Source organism: Dictyobacter halimunensis (assembly GCF_036245075.1).
On record NZ_BSRI01000002.1, the window covers coordinates 2,518,581 to 2,537,115 of the forward strand.

At 55.2% G+C, this 18,535-nt stretch carries 13 protein-coding genes; 6 read left to right on the forward strand and 7 right to left on the reverse strand.

Features of this window, described 5'->3' with window-relative positions; genetic code table 11:
• The first annotated feature begins 80 nt into the window (after nt 1-80).
• Both AABA21_RS24480 and AABA21_RS24485 read left to right on the forward strand, forming a co-directional pair.
• Nucleotides 81-2,057 carry a DUF6909 family protein gene (locus AABA21_RS24480; protein WP_338254315.1) on the forward strand — a complete coding sequence of 659 codons (1,977 nt, stop codon included), beginning with the start codon at nt 81-83 and terminating at the stop codon, nt 2,055-2,057.
• 178 nt (nt 2,058-2,235) lie between these two features.
• Nucleotides 2,236-2,829 carry an HAD-IA family hydrolase gene (locus tag AABA21_RS24485; protein ID WP_338254316.1) on the forward strand — a complete coding sequence of 198 codons (594 nt, stop codon included), beginning with the start codon at nt 2,236-2,238 and terminating at the stop codon, nt 2,827-2,829.
• Between the two features lie 141 nt (nt 2,830-2,970).
• Here AABA21_RS24485 and AABA21_RS24490 read toward each other — a convergent pair whose 3' ends face one another.
• Both AABA21_RS24490 and AABA21_RS24495 read right to left on the reverse strand, forming a co-directional pair.
• Nucleotides 2,971-4,266, reverse strand: coding sequence for a hypothetical protein (locus tag AABA21_RS24490; protein ID WP_338254317.1), 1,296 nt, complete (start codon nt 4,264-4,266; stop codon nt 2,971-2,973).
• A gap of 252 nt (nt 4,267-4,518) precedes the next feature.
• Nucleotides 4,519-5,799: a hypothetical protein gene (locus AABA21_RS24495; RefSeq protein ID WP_338254318.1), complete on the reverse strand. Its 1,281-nt coding sequence runs from the start codon at nt 5,797-5,799 to the stop codon at nt 4,519-4,521.
• 392 nt (nt 5,800-6,191) lie between these two features.
• Between AABA21_RS24495 and AABA21_RS24500 the strand changes: the two genes are divergently transcribed.
• Both AABA21_RS24500 and AABA21_RS24505 read left to right on the forward strand, forming a co-directional pair.
• Nucleotides 6,192-7,151 (forward strand): ring-cleaving dioxygenase, encoded by a 960-nt coding sequence (locus tag AABA21_RS24500; protein ID WP_338254319.1) that lies wholly within the window; start codon nt 6,192-6,194, stop codon nt 7,149-7,151.
• A gap of 2 nt (nt 7,152-7,153) precedes the next feature.
• Nucleotides 7,154-7,819: an alpha/beta hydrolase gene (locus AABA21_RS24505; protein WP_338254320.1), complete on the forward strand. Its 666-nt coding sequence runs from the start codon at nt 7,154-7,156 to the stop codon at nt 7,817-7,819.
• A 60-nt stretch (nt 7,820-7,879) separates the two neighbouring features.
• Here the strand turns inward: AABA21_RS24505 and AABA21_RS24510 are convergent, their stop codons facing one another.
• Nucleotides 7,880-10,279 (reverse strand): serine/threonine-protein kinase, encoded by a 2,400-nt coding sequence (locus AABA21_RS24510; protein WP_338254321.1) that lies wholly within the window; start codon nt 10,277-10,279, stop codon nt 7,880-7,882.
• Between the two features lie 301 nt (nt 10,280-10,580).
• Here AABA21_RS24510 and AABA21_RS24515 point away from each other — a divergent pair, with 301 nt between their 5' ends.
• A complete protein-coding gene (locus AABA21_RS24515; RefSeq protein WP_338254323.1) occupies nt 10,581-14,354 on the forward strand; it encodes a BACON domain-containing protein in 3,774 nt (1,257 codons plus the stop codon).
• Between the two features lie 19 nt (nt 14,355-14,373).
• On the opposite strand, the gene AABA21_RS24520 is transcribed toward AABA21_RS24515, so the two are convergent.
• Both AABA21_RS24520 and scpB read right to left on the reverse strand, forming a co-directional pair.
• Complete coding sequence (locus tag AABA21_RS24520; RefSeq protein ID WP_338254325.1) at nt 14,374-15,303, reverse strand: deoxyribonuclease IV; 930 nt, start codon at nt 15,301-15,303, stop codon at nt 14,374-14,376.
• 25 nt (nt 15,304-15,328) lie between these two features.
• Nucleotides 15,329-15,928 carry an SMC-Scp complex subunit ScpB gene (gene scpB / locus AABA21_RS24525; RefSeq protein WP_338254327.1) on the reverse strand — a complete coding sequence of 200 codons (600 nt, stop codon included), beginning with the start codon at nt 15,926-15,928 and terminating at the stop codon, nt 15,329-15,331.
• Between the two features lie 319 nt (nt 15,929-16,247).
• Between scpB and ubiG the strand changes: the two genes are divergently transcribed.
• A complete protein-coding gene (ubiG, locus tag AABA21_RS24530; RefSeq protein ID WP_338254328.1) occupies nt 16,248-16,967 on the forward strand; it encodes a bifunctional 2-polyprenyl-6-hydroxyphenol methylase/3-demethylubiquinol 3-O-methyltransferase UbiG in 720 nt (239 codons plus the stop codon).
• A gap of 29 nt (nt 16,968-16,996) precedes the next feature.
• Here the strand turns inward: ubiG and AABA21_RS24535 are convergent, their stop codons facing one another.
• Nucleotides 16,997-17,587 (reverse strand): helix-turn-helix domain-containing protein, encoded by a 591-nt coding sequence (locus tag AABA21_RS24535; protein ID WP_338254329.1) that lies wholly within the window; start codon nt 17,585-17,587, stop codon nt 16,997-16,999.
• A 35-nt stretch (nt 17,588-17,622) separates the two neighbouring features.
• Nucleotides 17,623-18,375, reverse strand: a complete 753-nt coding sequence (locus tag AABA21_RS24540) for an RNA polymerase sigma factor (protein ID WP_338254330.1) — start codon at nt 18,373-18,375, stop codon at nt 17,623-17,625.
• Nucleotides 18,376-18,535: the final 160 nt, after the last annotated feature.

An 18,535-nucleotide genomic window follows, 5' to 3' on the forward strand; every position in this document is an offset into this window, starting at 1 on the left:
TATGTTGGTGCACGCGCTATAATAGATGAAACATATTGACCATACGTTACCCTCCTGCCTCAGAGAAGAGGAGCACATTTATGCCATATAAACGCAAGCCCGAAAATCAACATGATAATGAAAATCATTCCCTGAAGCATGCCCCTCGCGAAGAAACGGCTGGTGATCAGCACATGAAGGATGAGGTGCTGATTGAGCAGAATCGGCATGCCGCTACCATGAGTCCGGGCCTGGAGCATGGTGAGAAGTATCATGCGGCCGGCAAACGTGATGTTGAGCTGTACATCCGAACCTATAATACGCTGCTGCGCAGTTCTGGCGAGATTAATCTAAAGGCCTTGATACAGGCGCACTATAACATTGATTCAAGCCTCCATCCCGATGCGCGTAAGCCTTACCCGGATATGTCGGCGTTTATTTATAGCGTATTGCGTTTACCCGATGTCATTAATCAGTGCGAACTGGTGCTGTTGGGCCAGTCTGAGGAAGTCTTTCTCCAGCAAGGTTTTCATGTCAACAAGTGGCAGGCTGTAACGGCCTCCGCGCGCCGCCGTAAGTGGTTTTATAATGGCAAGAAGACGCTGGCCGCCTACGTCGCCAGCGTCAGCGATACAGATGATATTGTTCCCGTACTGGTGGCTTTCCAGATCGAGTGGAACAAAATGTATTATCTGTTGAAGGAAGATCCCACCACGATGCAGCTTCTGGAGACCCAGGTGGACCCGGGGTCGCCGGTGTTCGCTGAGATCAGCAAGGTTTTGCGTCAGCGGCTGCATATCGCGGAGGATGACTGGCAACGCCTGCAGGTCATCTGGGGCGACCATCTGTGGGAGAAATTACACGAGATCGGTTCTCAGAAGAAGAGCTTTAATCTGCGCATGCTGGGCGGCTCGCACGTAGGATATGTGAAGGCCACGCGCAAGTGGTGGGCACCGGTGCGCAATTTGCTGGATACCCTGGGGCAGCCGGATCGTCCGGTCTACTTCGTTTCTAGCAACACCCATAGCCTGATCAATCTGCTCTCGGGTTTCTCGTTGCGCAACGAGAAGGCGTTGACCGAGTTTGCACGCAGTGGAGCGGATCCCTACCTGGCTGAGGAGTGCGCGAAGATTCAAGAGGGGACCGTGCCGGGCAACTGGCAGAACTTCCTGTACTTTGCGACCCGCGAGTGGCTGAAAATCTCGGCTGGCCGCGAGGCCGCGCGTGCGCGCCTGCAGGAGGCGCAGGATCGCGGCATCTGGCATGTGGGCGCCCGCCATGGGCTGGAGATCGATGCTCAGGTCTTTGAATTATCTAAACTTATTCCCGCCGAGATCGATCCTCGTAGCCGCATGTCTGGCATGGATGTCCTGAAGAAGAGCGACGCGATCATTCTCAATATCGATTATCCTCTAGGTATGGCCGCTTATCGGATGATGCGTGAGATTATGGAGAATCTCTCCCAGATCTGCGGTATCTATGTGCTGGGCAAGGCGGCAACCCTCAACGGCAGCATCGGTGATGTGATGATCTCTAACGTTATTATGGACGAGCACAGCCAGAATACCTACTGGTTCGATAATACGTTCCGCGCCAACGAAGTTCAGCCTTACCTGATCTATGGCTCCGTGCTGGACAATCAAAAGGCCGTGTCCGCCAAAGGCACCTACCTGCAGAATCGCCAATACCTGGACTTTTACTACCAATCCAACTATACTGTCGTTGAGATGGAGGGTGGACCCTACCTGAACGCGATCTACGAGGATCAGTATCTGACCCGCTATCCCACCGATGACAATATCAATCTGCTCAGTCTGCCGTATGAACTGGGCATCCTGCACTATGCCTCAGATACCCCGTACACACGTGGCAAGAACCTTGGAGCCGGTAGCCTGTCCTATTTTGGTATGGACTCTACCTATGCCGGTACGGTTGCCATTGTGCGGCGCATCTTCGCCAATGAGATCGCGGCCATTCAACGCCGCCTGACCCATCCTCTGGACGAAGCCCTGGCCCCTCTCCCAGACGAGGGCATGCCAGCCCAGGAAACAGCTGACAAAAAGACCAGGGTTGTGTAGCCCTATCGGTATTGAGTCGATACTGCAGGTGCATCACAGTCTTGTATTAAGTGGTGCTACAGGTGCGCAGTTGCGCACCTGTAGCACCACTTAATACAACCAGTGCGGCCGCGCAGCGGCCGCCTGTGCGGGGCGCACACATATCCCCAACGACGAGAATAAGACAGGAGATCTTTGCATGATTCAAATCTTGTTGTTTGACATAGATGGCGTTCTGGCGAACGGTGAAGCATTTTCCGAGCAGCTAGAACGAGATTATGGCATCTCCCCCACGATGACCGCCCCCTTTTTCCAGGAAAAATTCCTGGCCTGCCTGAATGGCACGGCCGATCTTAAAACAGAGATCGCACCCTATCTTCAGCAATGGGGCTGGACGCGATCGGTGGATGCCCTGCTTGATTACTGGTTTACCTGTGAGCACGTTATCGATGCCCCGCTGGTGGCCTTTATCCAGCAATTACGCCAGCGGGGCATCTGCTGCTACCTGGCCACCCAGCAGGAAAAATACCGCACGGCGTACGTCCTGAAACAGATGGGATTCGCGCGCGACTTCGATGGCATGTTCTCCTCCGCCGACCTCGGCGTCCTGAAAAGGGATGTCGCCTTCTTCCAGCGCATTCTGGATGCTCTCCCTGCCATCGATCCATCGAATGTTCTTTTCTGGGATGACACACCTCTCAACGTAGAAGTAGCTCGCCAGGCTGGCATCCAGGCCGAAATCTATACAGATTTCTCCCATTTCCAGCAGACCATCCAGGCTTACGGCCTGTAAATATACCTCTGATTTCGCGTCTGTGGCGCGCATGGATATATTATGTGGAGTTGATGTGCTGGTTGCGCCATGGCGCAACCAGCACATCAACTCCACATAAATAGAAGGGCGGCTGCATACGCGGCCGCCCGTGCGCAGGCGCTACGCTCGATTAATAATCGGCTCAATCTCCTCCCATTCGACACTGGTCTGACGCCCTGCATCAAACTCTTGCATGAGCCAGGTGTAAGCTTTCTGTAGCTGGGCATCATCTTTAGAAAGCTCGCGTCCCGTATGCTGCCGCACCAGGAAGATCAGGCCCGCCAGGCCGCTTTCTTTGGTGAGGGAGACCTCCAGTGGCCTATCCAATAGCTCGGGTACGTTGAAAGGGGCGTACATCCACCAGAATTTGTTGAGTCCATCGGCATGGACGCCCGCCCTGGTGCGGTGCGCGTCGCGTCCGTAGAGCGGATACTTCGGTGGAACCGGCTCGTTCATCTCATCATATAACTGCACCAGCTCATTTAGAGCCGGGAAGCATGGTTGCTGCTCCTGATAGTATCCCATTCCAATCAGGTGCAGCAGGACGGCCTCCAGTGGTGCGTTGCCGGTTCTTTCACCCTTGCCCAGTGAGGTGCCGTTGATGACGCTGCAACCAGCGCGCACAGCCGCCAGGCAGTTGGCGACGACGAGCCATGTGTCGTTGTGGGGATGAAATTCGAGGTCGCTGGACTGTAGGCCCAGCCTGTGCATCTCCTGAAAGATCCGAGGTATGCTGCGTGGCAGCGCCACATCCTCGAATGGCAGACCCAGTCCCATGGTGTCGCAGACGCGAAACTTCGGGCGTAGTTCTGGTCCGTAGGATGCGCTGATCTCCTGCACGTTCTGGATAAAGGGGCGCATGAAATCCATTGAGGCGCGCGTGGCATCCTCCAGGTGAAGCCTGGGACGAATGCCGGCGTCCAGCGTCATCCTTACCGCGTCCAGGTAGGTCTGCGCGGCCTGGTTGCGGCCGCCAGGCTTGAATTTGTGGAATGTATGGTAATCCGAGGCTGAGGCTAGCATCCCCGTCTCGCGGATACCCAGGCTTTGAATCAGCACGACATCTTTAGCGGTTGCCCGTATCCATGTCGTTGGCTCTATCGGGGCGCCGCTCCGATAGCGCTCAAGCGCGCCCTCCAGCGCCGCTCGGTCCGAGGCGCGATAAACAAAGAACTCCGCCTGCCTGATCGCCCCCGAATTCGTCGTGAAGCGGCAGAGGATATCATAGATCTTCAAACTCTGTTCGGTTGACAGGGGAAGGCCTCCCTGCTGCCCATCGCGATGGGTTGTCTCGGTGGTCCAGGCATCATCGGGCAGCGTAGCGGGCCGCTCGGTCCAATCGTATGTAGGAAATGTATCGCGTGGAAAGCTCTTCAGAAAATACTCCGGCTTGTCCGGCTCAGGAATAGTGTGCATCTTCTCTCTCCCTTGATAAGCAAGCTGCATATTCAACTTTATTTCTTTCTCCCTAATAGTTGTACGAGATTACTCGATAAAAGTCAATTGATTTTGATCCTACTTGATATTACTTGATTTACATCGATTCAAGCAGCGTACTGATCAATATAGATGGGTTTTATATGGGCAGAAGGGTAAAACTAATGGACCTGATTGTCTGTGGCGGATTGAGGTGAATGATTGGTGCCGAGAGGCCGCGTGTGCTGTGCTTTAGCTCCAGATCAGGGTATCTTCATTGCCAGGGATGCGCTCACTCCCCACTTCGGGAGCCTGTCTCCATACACAACGTACTTCCTGTTGTGCTATCAACTCCTGCAGGCAATGATCATATTCCTGGACGGTAAACTGTCCGAAGTTATCCAGGATAAGCTGCTGGCGTAGATCGGGCCAGCGGCGAATGCGCGTGGCGACCCCCTGTCGCTGAATCTGTTCGCGCAGTTGCCGCAGCCCCTCGTCCAGGCGCTTTTGATCTTGTTGCGCGAACCAGTCCTCGCTCAGGACACCCTGGTAGCTCTGCCGATAGGTGCGACGACGGTACTCGCAGAGGGCGTCGTTCATGATCAGCAGGCCGTCAGAACGCCGGGTGGCGTAGATCAGGGTGTAGGGAAGTGAGGCGACGCTGGCCGGACCGTTTTGGACGGGCAGATCAATATTCTGGGGTGACCACTGGAAGTGCCTGCGCATCGATGTAATAAACATACGTGCGAAGCCCTGGATATCCACGTCCTCTTTGGCGTTCAGCGTTTTCCAGCGGTCGCTGCGCAGCAGCGCGGTCAGTGCGTTGGCCTGCGCTGTATGCGTGGCCGCCGAGCGCAGATGGTGCTCGATCTGTTTATGCGCCAGCAAGAAGCATAATTCGGTTGGCCCGGTGCGCTTATACAGAGGGGCCAGATCATCATAGCTGAACGTGGTGGGACCCAGCGGATCGAGCAGAAAGATAGCCGGCGATTGTTCGATCTCACTGAGCAGGCTGCTGGCGACGTCCAGCCAGCTAGTCGCAAGGATACCGCTCTCTTTGCTTAAGATGGTGTTGTCGTCATCGCTCTGCCTGCTTTCTCGCGAACGGCGTGTACTGCTGCCGGCACTGAGGAGCAGACTGTGCAGGGCGATGGGACGGCTCTCCTGGGCCAGCGCTTGCGCTAGCCTGGCTCCGGGCTGTAGCGCCGCTGGCAACGGCATGGCCGCGCTTTTTTGCCGGCCCTTTCCCTTTCCATTCCCGGATGGTGGATGAACCTGCTCATCCGGTGCGCGCAGACTTTTCGCTGTATATCCTCCCAGCGCATCGATCCAATAGCAGTGGCGGAAGATGCGACTGGCACCCAGCGAACGGCAGTAGGCGGCCCCGAAATCTTCCAGCAGCCAGCTTCGCAACAACGACAAAGTGGCGCGATCCGAAAGACGGCGCGCGCCACGTATGGCCGCTATATGACCGTTTTCAGTTGCGCCTGTCAGGGTTTGATCGTGTTCGTCTGTGTTCGTCCATAGGTCCATCTTGTGCGTATTCTACCACAAAGACACCCATCATTTCGACGTCATCGCGCACAGCGGGATCAAGGGGCGGCTAGCCCCTTGCGGAGTGTAGGCGAGCATGCCGAGGGCATGATCATGTCCCCACAAAACCTCTCTTTCCTCCCTCCCCGCCGCAGGCGGGGAAGCATGGCTTTCCTTGCACCACTTTAAAAAGTAAAAGATCATAAGGCGGCAAGAAAACCTTTTAAATGGCCCTGCTCTAATGTTGTTGACTTGACAAGCCCAAAAACTTATGATAAGTTACTATCAAAATAAAAGTAACTATAACATAAAGGTTTAGGAATAAACCCACTGCAATTATTGTAATTACTATTGTAACTAATGGTGGAGTAGAACTCCGAAGGAGAAATGAAATGGAAAATCACGTTCTGGGCATCCATCACGTGACGGCTATCACCGATGATCCACAACGCAACGTCGATTTTTACGCGGGCATTCTTGGTTTGCGTTTTGTTAAGAAGACGGTCAATTTTGACGCTCCTGATACCTACCACTTCTATTACGGTGATGATATCGGGCGTCCAGGCACCATCTTGACGTTCTTTTCCTGGCCCGGTTATCCCAGAGGGCGCCATGGAACCGGTGAGGTATCGGCTATCGCCTTCTCTATTCCCGAGTCCGCGTTGGCATACTGGCAGGATCGCCTGTCGCGTAATGGTGTGGCGGTCAATGGTCCCATTCCACGCTTTGATGATCAGGTGCTGCTGTTCAGCGATCCTGATGGTTTGCCGCTGGAACTGGTGGCGCATCGTGGAGCCGATCAGGGCTCCGCATGGAACGAAGGACCGATTCCTGCTGAATATGCTACCCATGGCTTCCATAGTGTAACCCTGTCGGTGTCCTACACGGAAGCGACTACAAAGGTGCTGACCGATGTGCTGGGCTTCCATCAGGTAGCGCAGCTGGGCAACCGCTTCCGCTACGCGGTGGGCGACTCGGGTATGGCTACCCTGGTGGATGTGCTAGCACTACCGAATGGCCGCCGCAGTATGGCGGCGGTTGGTTCCGTCCATCACGTGGCCTGGCGCACGGCGACCGATGAATATCAGGCGGCGTGGCGGCAGAAGATCGGTGAGGCGGGATTGAATGTGACGCCGATTCTGGATCGCAATTACTTCCATTCGATCTACTTCCGCGAGCCGAGTGGTGTATTGTTTGAGATCGCTACCGATCAACCTGGATTTCCGGTCGATGAGGATCCGGCTGAATTAGGAACCCACTTGAAATTGCCTGAATGGCTGGAGCCGCGCCGGGCCGAACTGGAGCATGCATTGCCAGCTATCGCACTTCCAACCAACGAACAGGGTAAATAGTTATGTCTACCAATGAAAAAAATATGGCCGGTCAAGAACTGGCTGGCTATGTCCATCGCTTTATCCCAGCTTCGGAAGCGGCTGTTGGTCAGAGGCCGGCTCCTACCCTGCTATTGCTACACGGCACCGGTGGTACCGAGGAAGATCTGCTGAGTTTGGGGAATATGCTGTTTCCCGGCGCGGCCATGTTGAGTCCGCGTGGCAACGTGCTGGAGGATGGCATGGCGCGCTTTTTCCGCCGCCTGGCCGAAGGTATCTTCGACCTGGACGACTTACATCGGCGGACGCGGGAGCTTACGGCCTTTGTACGTGCCGCCGCTGAAACCTACCACTTTGATCCTTCTAATATCATCGCGGTTGGCTATTCGAATGGCGCTAATATCGCCGCCAGTATGCTGTTAAGCTTACCTGATGTGCTGCGTGGAGCTATCCTGCTGCGTCCCATGGTGCCCTTCATTCCGGAGCAGTTGCCTGACCTCGCCGGAACCGCCGTGTTCGTAAGCGCCGGACGCATGGACCCCATTGTGCCGCAGGCACAGACAGAGCAATTGATCCAATTGCTGCAACAGGCTGGCGCCAGCGTTCACGCGAACTGGCTCAATGGCGGTCATGGAATCGGCCTCGAAGACGTTCGCGCGGCCCGTGCCTGGCTTATCACTAACCTCTAGGAAAGCGGAAATAAAAAGGAAGCGCTGGATGAGCTTTTAAGCTCATCCAGCGCTTCCTTTTTATTTCCAGATTTTTGCCTGGCTGAAGATGACGTTGGTTGCGGTGTTGGTGGGTGAGTCGACGCCGGTATCGTTGCCCCCGGTGGCCAGGACGCCGATATGGCCGCTGGTAAATGGCGTACTGATCTGGTCGGTAACGGTGCTGACCTTCTGCTGATTGACGAACAATGTAAATGTATCGCCATTGGCGACGACAGCCAGCGTATTTTTGACGTTGAGGCCAGGTTTAAACGAGGTCAATGCTGGTTTCCCCAGCTTGTAGCCATCGATAGGATTGGCGCAGCCGGCGCCCGCGGTACATTTCTGCAGGGCGTAATTGCCGCTGGCATAGACCTCGAAAAAATAGTATTCCTTTGTGTTGACGTTGCCACGGAAGACGATCCCTGCCCCGCTAAAGCTTTGCCCGATATTGATGAATTTTATGTCCACCTGGTACGTGAATTTGCTATATGTGTCTTTGTTTTCAAAGCACATGGTTGGCTCTAGCGCGGGCGCTATTATCCTGTAACCCTGATCCGTGAATGCGCATGTGCCGGCGGTGATGGCGGTGGAGTCGTTCCCCTCCTGCCAGGTGTTGCGGTTGCTGGTAAGGGGATCGTTCAGTGCCAGTGAGCCGGTGCCATTTGTAACATAGGGATTGGCAGTTGCTTGCTTGATGCGCGCGGTCTGCGTGGCTTTGGCGGCCGTGCTCTGGTCACCATTAGTGGTTGACTGGATGATACTGGTCGCAGTGGCATTTTGCTGCGTATCCTGCTGAACCACATTATTGCCCGCGAATAGCGAGATACCAACGCCCCCAAGAATGATAAGGAGCACGGCGAGGATGATGATCAGCCTGTTCCGCGGCGATTTCCATCCCGGTGTCCTGTTTGCTGCTGGCTCATCGTCGTCGTTCGATTTAAAGGCGAATTTCGCCGCTATCTGCTCGTCACGGGCCCGGGCTATCTGGTGGGCATCTCTGGTGCTCCAGGCAATGTCTGGCCGTTGTTGCGCCGTAGACCCTGCTAGCGGTGCTGCGTGGGGACCTTGCATTGAGCCTGGAGCTTCCGGTAGCTTTTCTGCCGCATGTGCGCCGTTGCTGGTCATCGATTGTTGCAGGGCGGCCATCAAAGCTGGATTGGCCTGGGAAATTGGACGCGCCCCCAGAGGGGCAGCATGTCCACGTGGTGAGCGCTCGGTTGGGAAGACTGGCAGATTCTGCTGCGAAACTGGACCCGGTCCTGGAAGCACAGGGAAATTTTCCTGTGATACCGGCAGTGCTGGCACTGGTGGCACGTTTGAGAATGAGTTTCTAGTTCCCGAACTGAACTGATGAGGCGCAGCAGGGGGCGTGTTGGCGAAATTCTTTGGCTGCAGAGCGGGACGCAGGCGCTCGGGCTGTGATATTGCCGCCGGCGCCTGTCCCAGTCCTCCTGGATACTTGCTATCGGAGGGCGCCGTTTCATGTGGAGTATTTCTTATAGTTTTATCCGGCAATGCATAATTGTTTTCAGTTGATGAGTGAGATTCTGAATTTGCATATATGTATCTATCAGGGCTACTACCGCTATTTCCGGTCTGGAGTGGCATTTTGAACGAGTATTGTTTGCTTGATAGGCAGGCATCTTCAAGGGACAACGCGAAATCGCGCACGGTGGGGAAGCGCTTCTGTGGATCCTTTTCCAGTGCGCGCATAATGACTTTTTCGATTTCGAGAGGCGTCTGGGGCGCTTTGTCCCGCATCGGTGGTGGTGGGGACAATACCTGCTGGCTGGCGATCTCGAAAAATGAGCCATGGAATGGGCAGTCGCCGGTTATCCATTCATAGGCGATGATACCGAGCGCATACTGATCGCTGGCGGGTTTAGGCTTGCCCTGTAGTTGTTCAGGCGCCATGTAGGCGGCCGTGCCGGCGGTTTCGGTTGGTGAGCGTGAGTTCGAGTTGTATGCGATCAAGGCCAGCCCAAAATCGCTCAGCAAAACCTCGTCATTGTGGCTGAGGAGCATGTTTTCCGGCTTCACATCGCGATGGATGAGCTTTTTGTCATGCCCGTATTGCAGCGCCGCCGCGGTCTGCTTGATATATGGGACCAGCGGTGCCGCGGGCAGTGGTTGACCCTGCAAGAAGCGCTGTCGAAACGTTCCGTTGGGTGCATAGTCCATGACCAGGAATGGGGTGTTGTCTTGAATGCCGAAGTCCAGGACGCGAACTATATAAGGATGGACCAGGTGTGCGATGGTGCGTGCCTCGTTGAGGAAGTTTTGTTTGTTATTCTCGCCCAGGCGCACCTGGAGAATTTTTATTGCTGCCTGTGTTCGCAGATGGATATGTTCAGCCAGGTAGACATCGGCAAACCCTCCCTGCCCTACCTGGCGCAAGATTTTATAGTTTCCCAGTTGTTGACCGGTACGGTCTTCCATTTCTATATCCTCCGGCACATGTGCACGTAGAGTTATCGTCTCTTTGTAGTGTAAAAACGAATATCTGGCGATATGATGGTTTTTTTTGACCCTATTCAGTACGTAAAGGCTATCACTTTCAATATGATCGTTCTTTTTTCCGGCTCGGAAGTCGGTATGCAAATTTAATACATATGTGTCGTTGTACTGATAGATATAGTATTTCTATGCAAAAGTAGAGTTGACAGTACTGATGATCTTCCGTACACTTCATGTATAGGGGTATGTGCCTTTTAACGTGAGGTAAGGGGGGCTGCCATCTTTGAATAGAATTCATTGCCCACATTGTGATACACCGTTACCGAAAAAGACTTCTGCCTATTGCGCCCTGTGTGGCGAATCATTTTTATCACATACGGCGATCGCAGATGCTGATGAGGCGACTGAGGCGGTGACGCGCCCCAGTACGGCCCCGGTATTACGTGCTGCTCGCGTCAATACTCTTTTTGAGCGATCTGACAACGCTGTATCTGCTCAGACGCGTGAGCAGAGGACTCGTTCAAAAGTGCTGGTAGCTTCTTCCACCGACGATGCCATTACGGAGCCCACGCGCCTGTTGACCTGGCAAAAAGTTGTGGAAACTCCTGATCGCCCTGTGGCGGTATATCCTCCACGCCCCCCATTACCTTTGCAATCATTGCCGGTGCTGCGTTACCTGCCTTATAGCTGGTTCGCGCTACCGCGTGTATTATTTGGTGGGCCCAGATCCATCTTCTGGATCTGCCTGGTGCTGGTCTGCTTGCTGGCTGGTGGCGGCACCTTAGGGATGGTTGAGGCCTTCAAGCATAATCCTTCCGCGAACGGTCTACCTTTGGGACCATCGCTGCAGGTTACCCCTACCAGCGCCGATGTGGGTGCTATTCTCTCCCTTTCTGGTAGTGGCTTGTCTCCCCGTACGCTGATCGGCCTTTTCCGGGATAATGCTATCCCGCTCAGTGATACGAATAATGCGTCGGAGATCTATACCGATGCCAGCGGAATGATCAATGATACCGTCATTATCGGTTCAGATTGGGGCGGTGGGCCTCATACGATTGTCTTAGAAGATGCTCATACCCATCGCTATATCTCGACTCCTATTCAGGTGACTGGCAACATCGGTCCATTGCGCCCGGCCCACCTGCATCTATCCGCGAATGATCTGGATTTTGCGGCCGGCGACCAGGCTACGAATACACTGAAGAAGATTTCCCTGTGGAATAGCGGGGCTGGTCAGGTGACGTGGCAGGCGACTACGACTCAGCCCTGGCTGATGTTGAGCCCGCAGGGGGGCACATTGTCCGCCAATGTGTCGCCTACGGATGTGATGGTGGCTGTGAATCGCGCGGACCTGCAGCCGGGAGATTATACGGCCCAGGTGCTCTTCTCTTCGAGTGCAGGTGATAGTAAGCTACCAGTAAAAATGCAGGTGGTGCCGTTGCAGGCAGATCATGATCCTGTGCTGCAGTTGTCGCCCGCGCTCTTATCCTTTACGGGGACGGATGGCGGCGCCAATCCAGATCCCCAGGTCATTACGGTGAGCAATCCCGGTGGCTTGCCTTTGAATTGGACGGCCAGCTCCGATGCTCCCTGGCTGAACATTTCCGCTTCCAGTACACAGGTGGCGCCTTCAGGTAGTTCGACCGCCACTGTTAAAGTTGACACGAGCTCTCTCTTGCCCGGAACGCATAGCGCCCGTATTACCTTTACCGGTACCGGCTCTACGTCTGTGCTGCATACTCCTCAGAGCGTCTATGTGAGCGTGACTATCGCGCCCAATTGCAGCCTGCAGGTCTCTCCTGGCATGCTCGATCTAACCAGCATCTATCAGCAGACCGGCCGTGCCGCGCAGGCAATTGCGCTGGGTCAGACCCAGAGTTGCGCGGGCCCGGTCTCGTGGAGCGCGAAGAGTAATACGTCCTGGCTGTCGGTCGATCAGGCGCATGGGACGACGCCGGCGTCGCCGACGGTGATCGCTAATCCGGCGGGCCTTGACGCGGGCAATCATAGCGGTTCGATTACCTTTAGCTCCAGCTATGGCACCCAGGTGGTGCTGGTTAGTCTGGTCGTTAATCGGCCGGATGCGCCGTCGTTAAGCCTGGGAGCGGCGACCCTCTCTTTTAACGCCAATGCCAGCGGCGCCAGTCCACCAGCTCAGCTTCTCAGCCTGAGGAATAATGGTGGCGCCCCCCTTTCATGGTCGGCTTCAGCGACTACGCTGGCAGGTGGTAACTGGCTGCACCTGAGCCAGGCTTCTGGTCAGCTGAATGCTCATCAGTCGGGCTCTATCAGTGTGCAGACTGCGGTGCTGAATACGATGACGCCTAATACCTACGCAGGTATCATTCGTGTCTACGTACGCGATGCGGCGGGTAAATTATTATCACAGAATCCGCAGGTAATTCCTGTCAATTTCGTGCTGGGTGCCGCCTGTACATTGCAGGCTCCTACCCTGCCATTAACATTTTATGGTGTCGCGAACCAGGTTCAGTTGAGTGGAGCTGGTACCACCAGTTCCACCCACGCGGTGAGTATGAGCGCGGGTAGTTCTTGTACGAGCAACCTGAACTGGAGCGCCGTCTCATCGACATCCGATGGGATGAAATGGTTACATGTAACCCCCAATAGCGGTTCGATAGCTCCTACAAAATCAGCTACAACGCAGGTTAGCGTGACGCTGGCCGGCCTGAAGGCTGGCTCCTATTCAGGCCAGGTAGCGTTGACCGCGACCGATGGGAGCCGGCGAGTCGTCAGTACGCAGCACATCAATGTTTATCTGACGGTGCAACCTCCCTGTACGTTGCAGTCTCCTTCGGTTGCGGCGCTGAACTTTTCTGCTCCCGGCAGCGGTGCGCCCGCTGCGCAGAGCTTCCAGGTCGGTGTGGTTGGTATGTGTAGTGGCCCGGTGAAGCTGGATGTCAGAGGAGATACCTCGACTTCGCCGAACTGGTTGACTATCTCACCTCTGCATGTCGTCCTGCATAGTGGTGAGACTGCGGCGTTTACTGTGAAGCCGAATGTGGCCAATCTGGCACGGGGACAAAAGTATTCGGGCTCTGTTTCCCTGTACGCCACCGAGGCGAGTGGTATGCCAACTGTGGCCAGCCCGCAGTCGATGCAGGCCACACTCAGTCTGGCCGGTACCCCTAAGTTGACGGCTGGCTTTGGCTCATCTCATGTGAATACCGCTCCCGGTACATCTTCCCAGATGATCGCTATCAATAATACCGGCGATGCACCTCTGGATTGGACGGCTTCTCTGCAGGGTGGTACGCCCGCGTACTTCTCGTTGTCAGCTAATGCTGGCAAGAATCTCGCGGGTGGCGCGAGCGCGAATATAGCCATGCTTATTGATACTACCAATGCCCCCGCAAGCTCCTATACACCTAGTGTGGATATCAGCGCTACCAATAGCCTGACCGGGGCAAGTGTCGGCAAAGTGACCATTTCTATGACTATTGTGGTGGTTATGCCGCCCGCGATGAGTGTTGATCAAACCAGTCTGTACTTTAATACCGTCGCGGGTAGCGATCCCGCTGATCAATCTGTGACGATCAGCAATAGTGGTGGGGGAACCCTGAGTTGGACGGCGTCTAATCCCGGTCAGCCGTGGCTGAGCCTGGGGTCGACTTCCGGCCTGGTCAATGCCAGTGGTGCCTCGACCCTGGTTTTCAAGGTGAGCGCCAGCGGACTGACGGCTCCGTCTTATAGTGACTCTGTCACCCTGACTCCAGCCGTTGGATCTTCCGTGGTGATTCATGTTTATCTGACTGTCACGCCGGTTACTCCATCTCCCACGCCTACTTCGGTAGTCACGCAGGCGCCCACCTCGACACCACAGGTTATGATAACTCCTACGGCGCAGGTGGTTGTAACGCCGTCGCCAGATCCAGGTTCTTCAAGATCCTCTGGACCCGTGGTGTCGACTCAAACCCCTATTGTTACGACTCCGGCAACCGATGTAACTCCGGTTGTGACTCCGGCACAGCATACGAGTGTTGGTTCAATCGCTGGATCGGTGCAGCAGGCCGCTAAAACGGCCACGCATCAGCCCTGACACATATATCGATGTATCTCTAAATAAGATGTATATCGGTGGCTATACTTATGTTCTCGCTGTGGGGCTGCGCCGCCGGCTCTGAGAGTCCGGCCAGTTCTCTGGCCAGGGCGACCTGCTGACTATCATGTTCCCAGTCTTCCTTGCCGTTTTCGTCCAGCTTGATGGGTGTCTCCATGAGTAGCGCGCTGTGCTGCACCCGTGGATCACGCAGGAGCGCCTTGAGTCCTTCCTGGCCGATGATGCCTTCTCCCAGTCGTGCGTGTACATCGCGGTGGCTCCCCAGCGCCTTCTCTGTATCATTGAGGTGGATGACCTGTAGCCGTTTCAGACCAAAGGTCTCATCACACTGGTCCAGAACATTGCGGGCCGATTCGGCGGTTGAGATGTCGTGCCCGGCCCCCCATAGATGGGCTGTGTCCAGGCATACCCCCAGCCGTTGCTGGTACTGTGGTAGCTGGTTTAGTACGATGGAGAGGTGGTTAAAACTATGTCCCAGCGAGTTGCCCGCCCCTACATCGTTCTCCAGCAGCAGCATAACTTCCTCAGGTGTCTGGGGTAAGATGCGTTCGATGCCCTGTACAATGCGGTCCAGGCCGGCTTCGATACCAGCACCTTTATGACTGCCAGTATGAAAGACGACGTAGCGAGCCCCCAGGAGCGCTCCCCGCTGTAAGGTCCAGGTCAAGAGTGTGACGGATTTTTCCCAGACGACATCGTCGGCGGTGCCAAGGTTGATGAGATATGGCGCGTGCAGAACGATGGGATCGAGCTGACAGGCGCGGGCCGCCTCGGCGAATGTGACACAGAGCTGTGGATCGTCGGCGGGTGGACGCCATGCGGTCGGATTGCTGGCGAAAATCTGGATGGCTTCGCAACCAATCTGCCGAGCCGTCTGGGCGGCTTTAACCATTTTTGAATTGGTGGGCATGTGGCGGCCGATACGCATAATTTGTTGTTCCTTATTCTCTGCTTTATTGGGGTGTATTGGTTGTTGGGTCGGCATCCTGGTTATCCGCGTGATCTTCAACTGGCCTGGATAGCCTGATGCCCGGCAATTCGGCCAGTGATGTCAGGCCGAATTGCTGTAAGAACTCGGCCGTCGTGGCAAAGAGGGCGGGCCGCCCCACGGTTGGTGCCCGGCCCACTTCTTCTACCAGGCCATGCTGAAGCAGGCTCATCAAGGCCCGGTCGCTGTTGACGCCGCGAATGGCTTCAATCTGGTTGCGTGTTAAGGGTTGTCGATAGGCGACCACTGAGAGCGTCTCTAACGCCGCTGAAGTCAGCCTGGCGGTCATCGGAAGACCCAGTAGCGCGGCCACGTAGCGCGCGTTTTCTGGCGCCGTTACAAGCTGAATCTGCTCACCCAGCGATTGCAGGCGTATGCCTCGCTCTTGCTGACGTAGATCCCGTTCCAGCGCCTCTAGCGCGGCGCCTAGCTGCTCCTCGGTTACCATCAGCAGCTTGCGTAGCTCGCCTCGTTCTAAAGGACGTCCCGCCACGAAAAGCAGGCTCTCAATGGCTGCGGCTTGCTCTTTATGCGCCCGCTCCCGTTCACCCTGATCATCTAACATCTTCTGCTCCATTGTAGAGAAGAGTATACCATAACCATGGACCCCTGTGTGAAAAATTTGCCGGTGGCACGTTACTTATCTATACTGCCTTTATAATATGTCTGAAAGCCATAGGTTTCGCGCCTGCGGCGCTCAATTTGTTTTTAGGAGTTGGTGCAACACCATGGGTGGGTGCATTCGCACCCACCCATGGTGTTGCACCAACTCCTAAAAACAGGGCGGCTGCGCAAGCAGCCGCCCGAGCGGGGGCGCTCACGTACCTCAATAAGACGAAAGTCTAACACTTTGTTGATGAAATAGCGAAAGTAGGTCACTATTTATGACATCACACCCATCTTCACAGAACGATATCTTTGCTCACTATGGATGGCATGAAAAACAGAATTTGCTTTACCGTATTACCTCGGATCGTTGTGATTATATTGAGTCGCGCATCGATCGTGTCTTTGGTCGCCACGCGCTGGCTCAGCAGGAGATTCTTGAGGTGGGATGTGGGGGCGGCTTGATCTGTCGCGAACTGGCGCGGCGGGGCGCGGTCGCGACGGGCATCGATCCGTCTGAGGGGGCGCTGGCCGATGCGCGTCGCTATGTGCTGCAAGGGCGCCTGGGGCACAATGTTTCGTTCGATCAGGGCTATGCCGAGTCGTTGCCCTATGCCGATGGCAGTTTTTCGGTGATCGTGTGCCTGGATGTGCTGGAGCATGTGCGCGATCTGCAGGCGACGCTCCATGAAATCGCGCGCGTGCTGGCTCCCGGCGGTATCTTTATTTTTGATACCATTAATCGAACGCCGCTGGCACGGCTGGCCTTGATCCAGATTGGTGAGCGTTTCTTCCGCAAGCAAGGTCTGGTGCCAGGATTGCATCAGTATGAGTCGTTTATCAAGCCAGCGGAGCTCCAGTCTCTGATGGGCCGTGAAGCGCTACAGGTTCAGGAGCTGACCGGCTTTATGCCAAAGCTGATTGAGGGACGCATGACCCTTGCCCCGGGCTGGTTTAAGGGCGTTTCTTATATTGGTTATGCCACAAAAGGGAGATAGGAACGGACATACCTGGCTGGTCGCTGCGCTTATTCCTGCCAGAACTGCTGATCTTGTTTTGACATTGTGCTGCGTGCAATCGCTTCAGCAAAGCTCTGCTTTTTGGGACCCTGCCGTGCCTGACTCGCCGCTTCACGCGTCTGGCGGCGGTTCATGGTTATCGCCGGCTGGCTGCCATTGAGGGCGTTGCTGAACTGGTCGATGCTGACCTGAAAAAACTGGGCCAGCTTCTCCAACTGGTGCTGGCTCAAGCTGACCAGCTCGATGGCGCCGTTCTCAAATTTGTTCCAGACGTCGACGCTCAGGCGCAGTCCTCTGGCGGTCGCTACTTTGTTCATGTTGCGGCTCTTGCGCAGCTCAGTCAGGCTTGCGAAGGCCCCCTGGGACTCGAAGACGCGCTCAAACGCGCTGGTCAGGGCACGCCTGGTTAATGGCAGCAGGCTGGCGTTTTGATCGACCGCTTCGTTGCCACCAGTCGCCTGGTAGCCAGCAATAAAGTCGATCAGATCATCTTGATAAGCTGGATACTCCTGGAGGATCCGTACCTGTGCCTGGGTATCGCCCGCTTCTTTAGCGGCGATCCAGGCCATTTTCAGTTGTTTCAATTCGGGAGTGTTCATCTGAAGTACTCCTTTCCGTTCCCTTTTGCTTGGTATTACGATTGTTGCTGCAGTGCTGATTTATATGCTGGCTGGTGTTGTTCTCTTATCACACATTCGCGTAGATAGCTACGCGCTCGCTCGTAACGCAGGCGGACCGTGCGCTCCGTCTTTTTACACACTTCTGCGATATCGTCCCACTTGAGCCCCTCAATTGCCCGCAGCGTCATGATCTTGCGATCAAGCGGATCCCGCAGGTAGGTCAGGATACGCTGGCTTTCGTCCTCGGCGTGCAGTTCTTCATACTGATCGCGTGGGTCCGCTACATCCGAGGTGGTCTGATTTTCATCGTCGGCCGGGGCCGGTTGTAGCGTCTCCACCAGTGCGCGCGGCACATGCTGTGGCCGACCGGTGGGGCGGCCCTCAGCATCGCGTCGATAGCCCAGTCCCTCTTGACGAAGAACGCGGTTAAATTCATCGACACACAGGCAGCGCAGATAGTGAATAAAATTTTGTGTGATAAATATTTCTCCCGGATCTTGCGCTTCGCGTAGCAGGTGCTCACCCATGTTCGCGATCGCTTCTTCCCGTAACTCTGGACGGTGTCGCAAGCCCTGCGTGTGGCGCTGAAAGGCCGGCGCGGCGCGTTGCAGTAGCACCTCGCAGAGGAAACGTACTCCAGCATCGTTGCCCGCAGTCTTTTGTGCTCGAATGTTTAGAACAAGCTCACTTTCACCGATCTCATAGCGTCCCTCTGCCGTGCGACGGTGTAAGCGCTCGTTAAGTGTATGATCACTCAGGTCGATCATTCAGTCCCCCAAAAGTAGTACTACGGTGGTTCGCTTTTGTGGCTTCTACCAACTCTATTCTTCTACACTCGCTAAAAGCGGAAATTTTTATGGGCACTTTCAAAAATGTGTGGTGTATGTGTGTATAATGTGCATGTGATGCCGCACCGCAGCATCACAT

What these genes read in the sequence shown, in the direction of transcription:
- AABA21_RS24480 (WP_338254315.1), top strand. Translation starts at nt 81, where the DNA reads ATGCCATATAAACGCAAGCCCGAAAATCAACATGATAATGAAAATCAT.
- AABA21_RS24485 (WP_338254316.1), top strand. Translation starts at nt 2,236, where the DNA reads ATGATTCAAATCTTGTTGTTTGACATAGATGGCGTTCTGGCGAACGGT.
- AABA21_RS24490 (WP_338254317.1), bottom strand. Translation starts at nt 4,266, where the DNA reads ATGCACACTATTCCTGAGCCGGACAAGCCGGAGTATTTTCTGAAGAGC.
- AABA21_RS24495 (WP_338254318.1), bottom strand. Translation starts at nt 5,799, where the DNA reads ATGGACCTATGGACGAACACAGACGAACACGATCAAACCCTGACAGGC.
- AABA21_RS24500 (WP_338254319.1), top strand. Translation starts at nt 6,192, where the DNA reads ATGGAAAATCACGTTCTGGGCATCCATCACGTGACGGCTATCACCGAT.
- AABA21_RS24505 (WP_338254320.1), top strand. Translation starts at nt 7,154, where the DNA reads ATGTCTACCAATGAAAAAAATATGGCCGGTCAAGAACTGGCTGGCTAT.
- AABA21_RS24510 (WP_338254321.1), bottom strand. Translation starts at nt 10,279, where the DNA reads ATGGAAGACCGTACCGGTCAACAACTGGGAAACTATAAAATCTTGCGC.
- AABA21_RS24520 (WP_338254325.1), bottom strand. Translation starts at nt 15,303, where the DNA reads ATGCGTATCGGCCGCCACATGCCCACCAATTCAAAAATGGTTAAAGCC.
- scpB (WP_338254327.1), bottom strand. Translation starts at nt 15,928, where the DNA reads ATGTTAGATGATCAGGGTGAACGGGAGCGGGCGCATAAAGAGCAAGCC.
- ubiG (WP_338254328.1), top strand. Translation starts at nt 16,248, where the DNA reads ATGACATCACACCCATCTTCACAGAACGATATCTTTGCTCACTATGGA.
- AABA21_RS24535 (WP_338254329.1), bottom strand. Translation starts at nt 17,587, where the DNA reads ATGAACACTCCCGAATTGAAACAACTGAAAATGGCCTGGATCGCCGCT.
- AABA21_RS24540 (WP_338254330.1), bottom strand. Translation starts at nt 18,375, where the DNA reads ATGATCGACCTGAGTGATCATACACTTAACGAGCGCTTACACCGTCGC.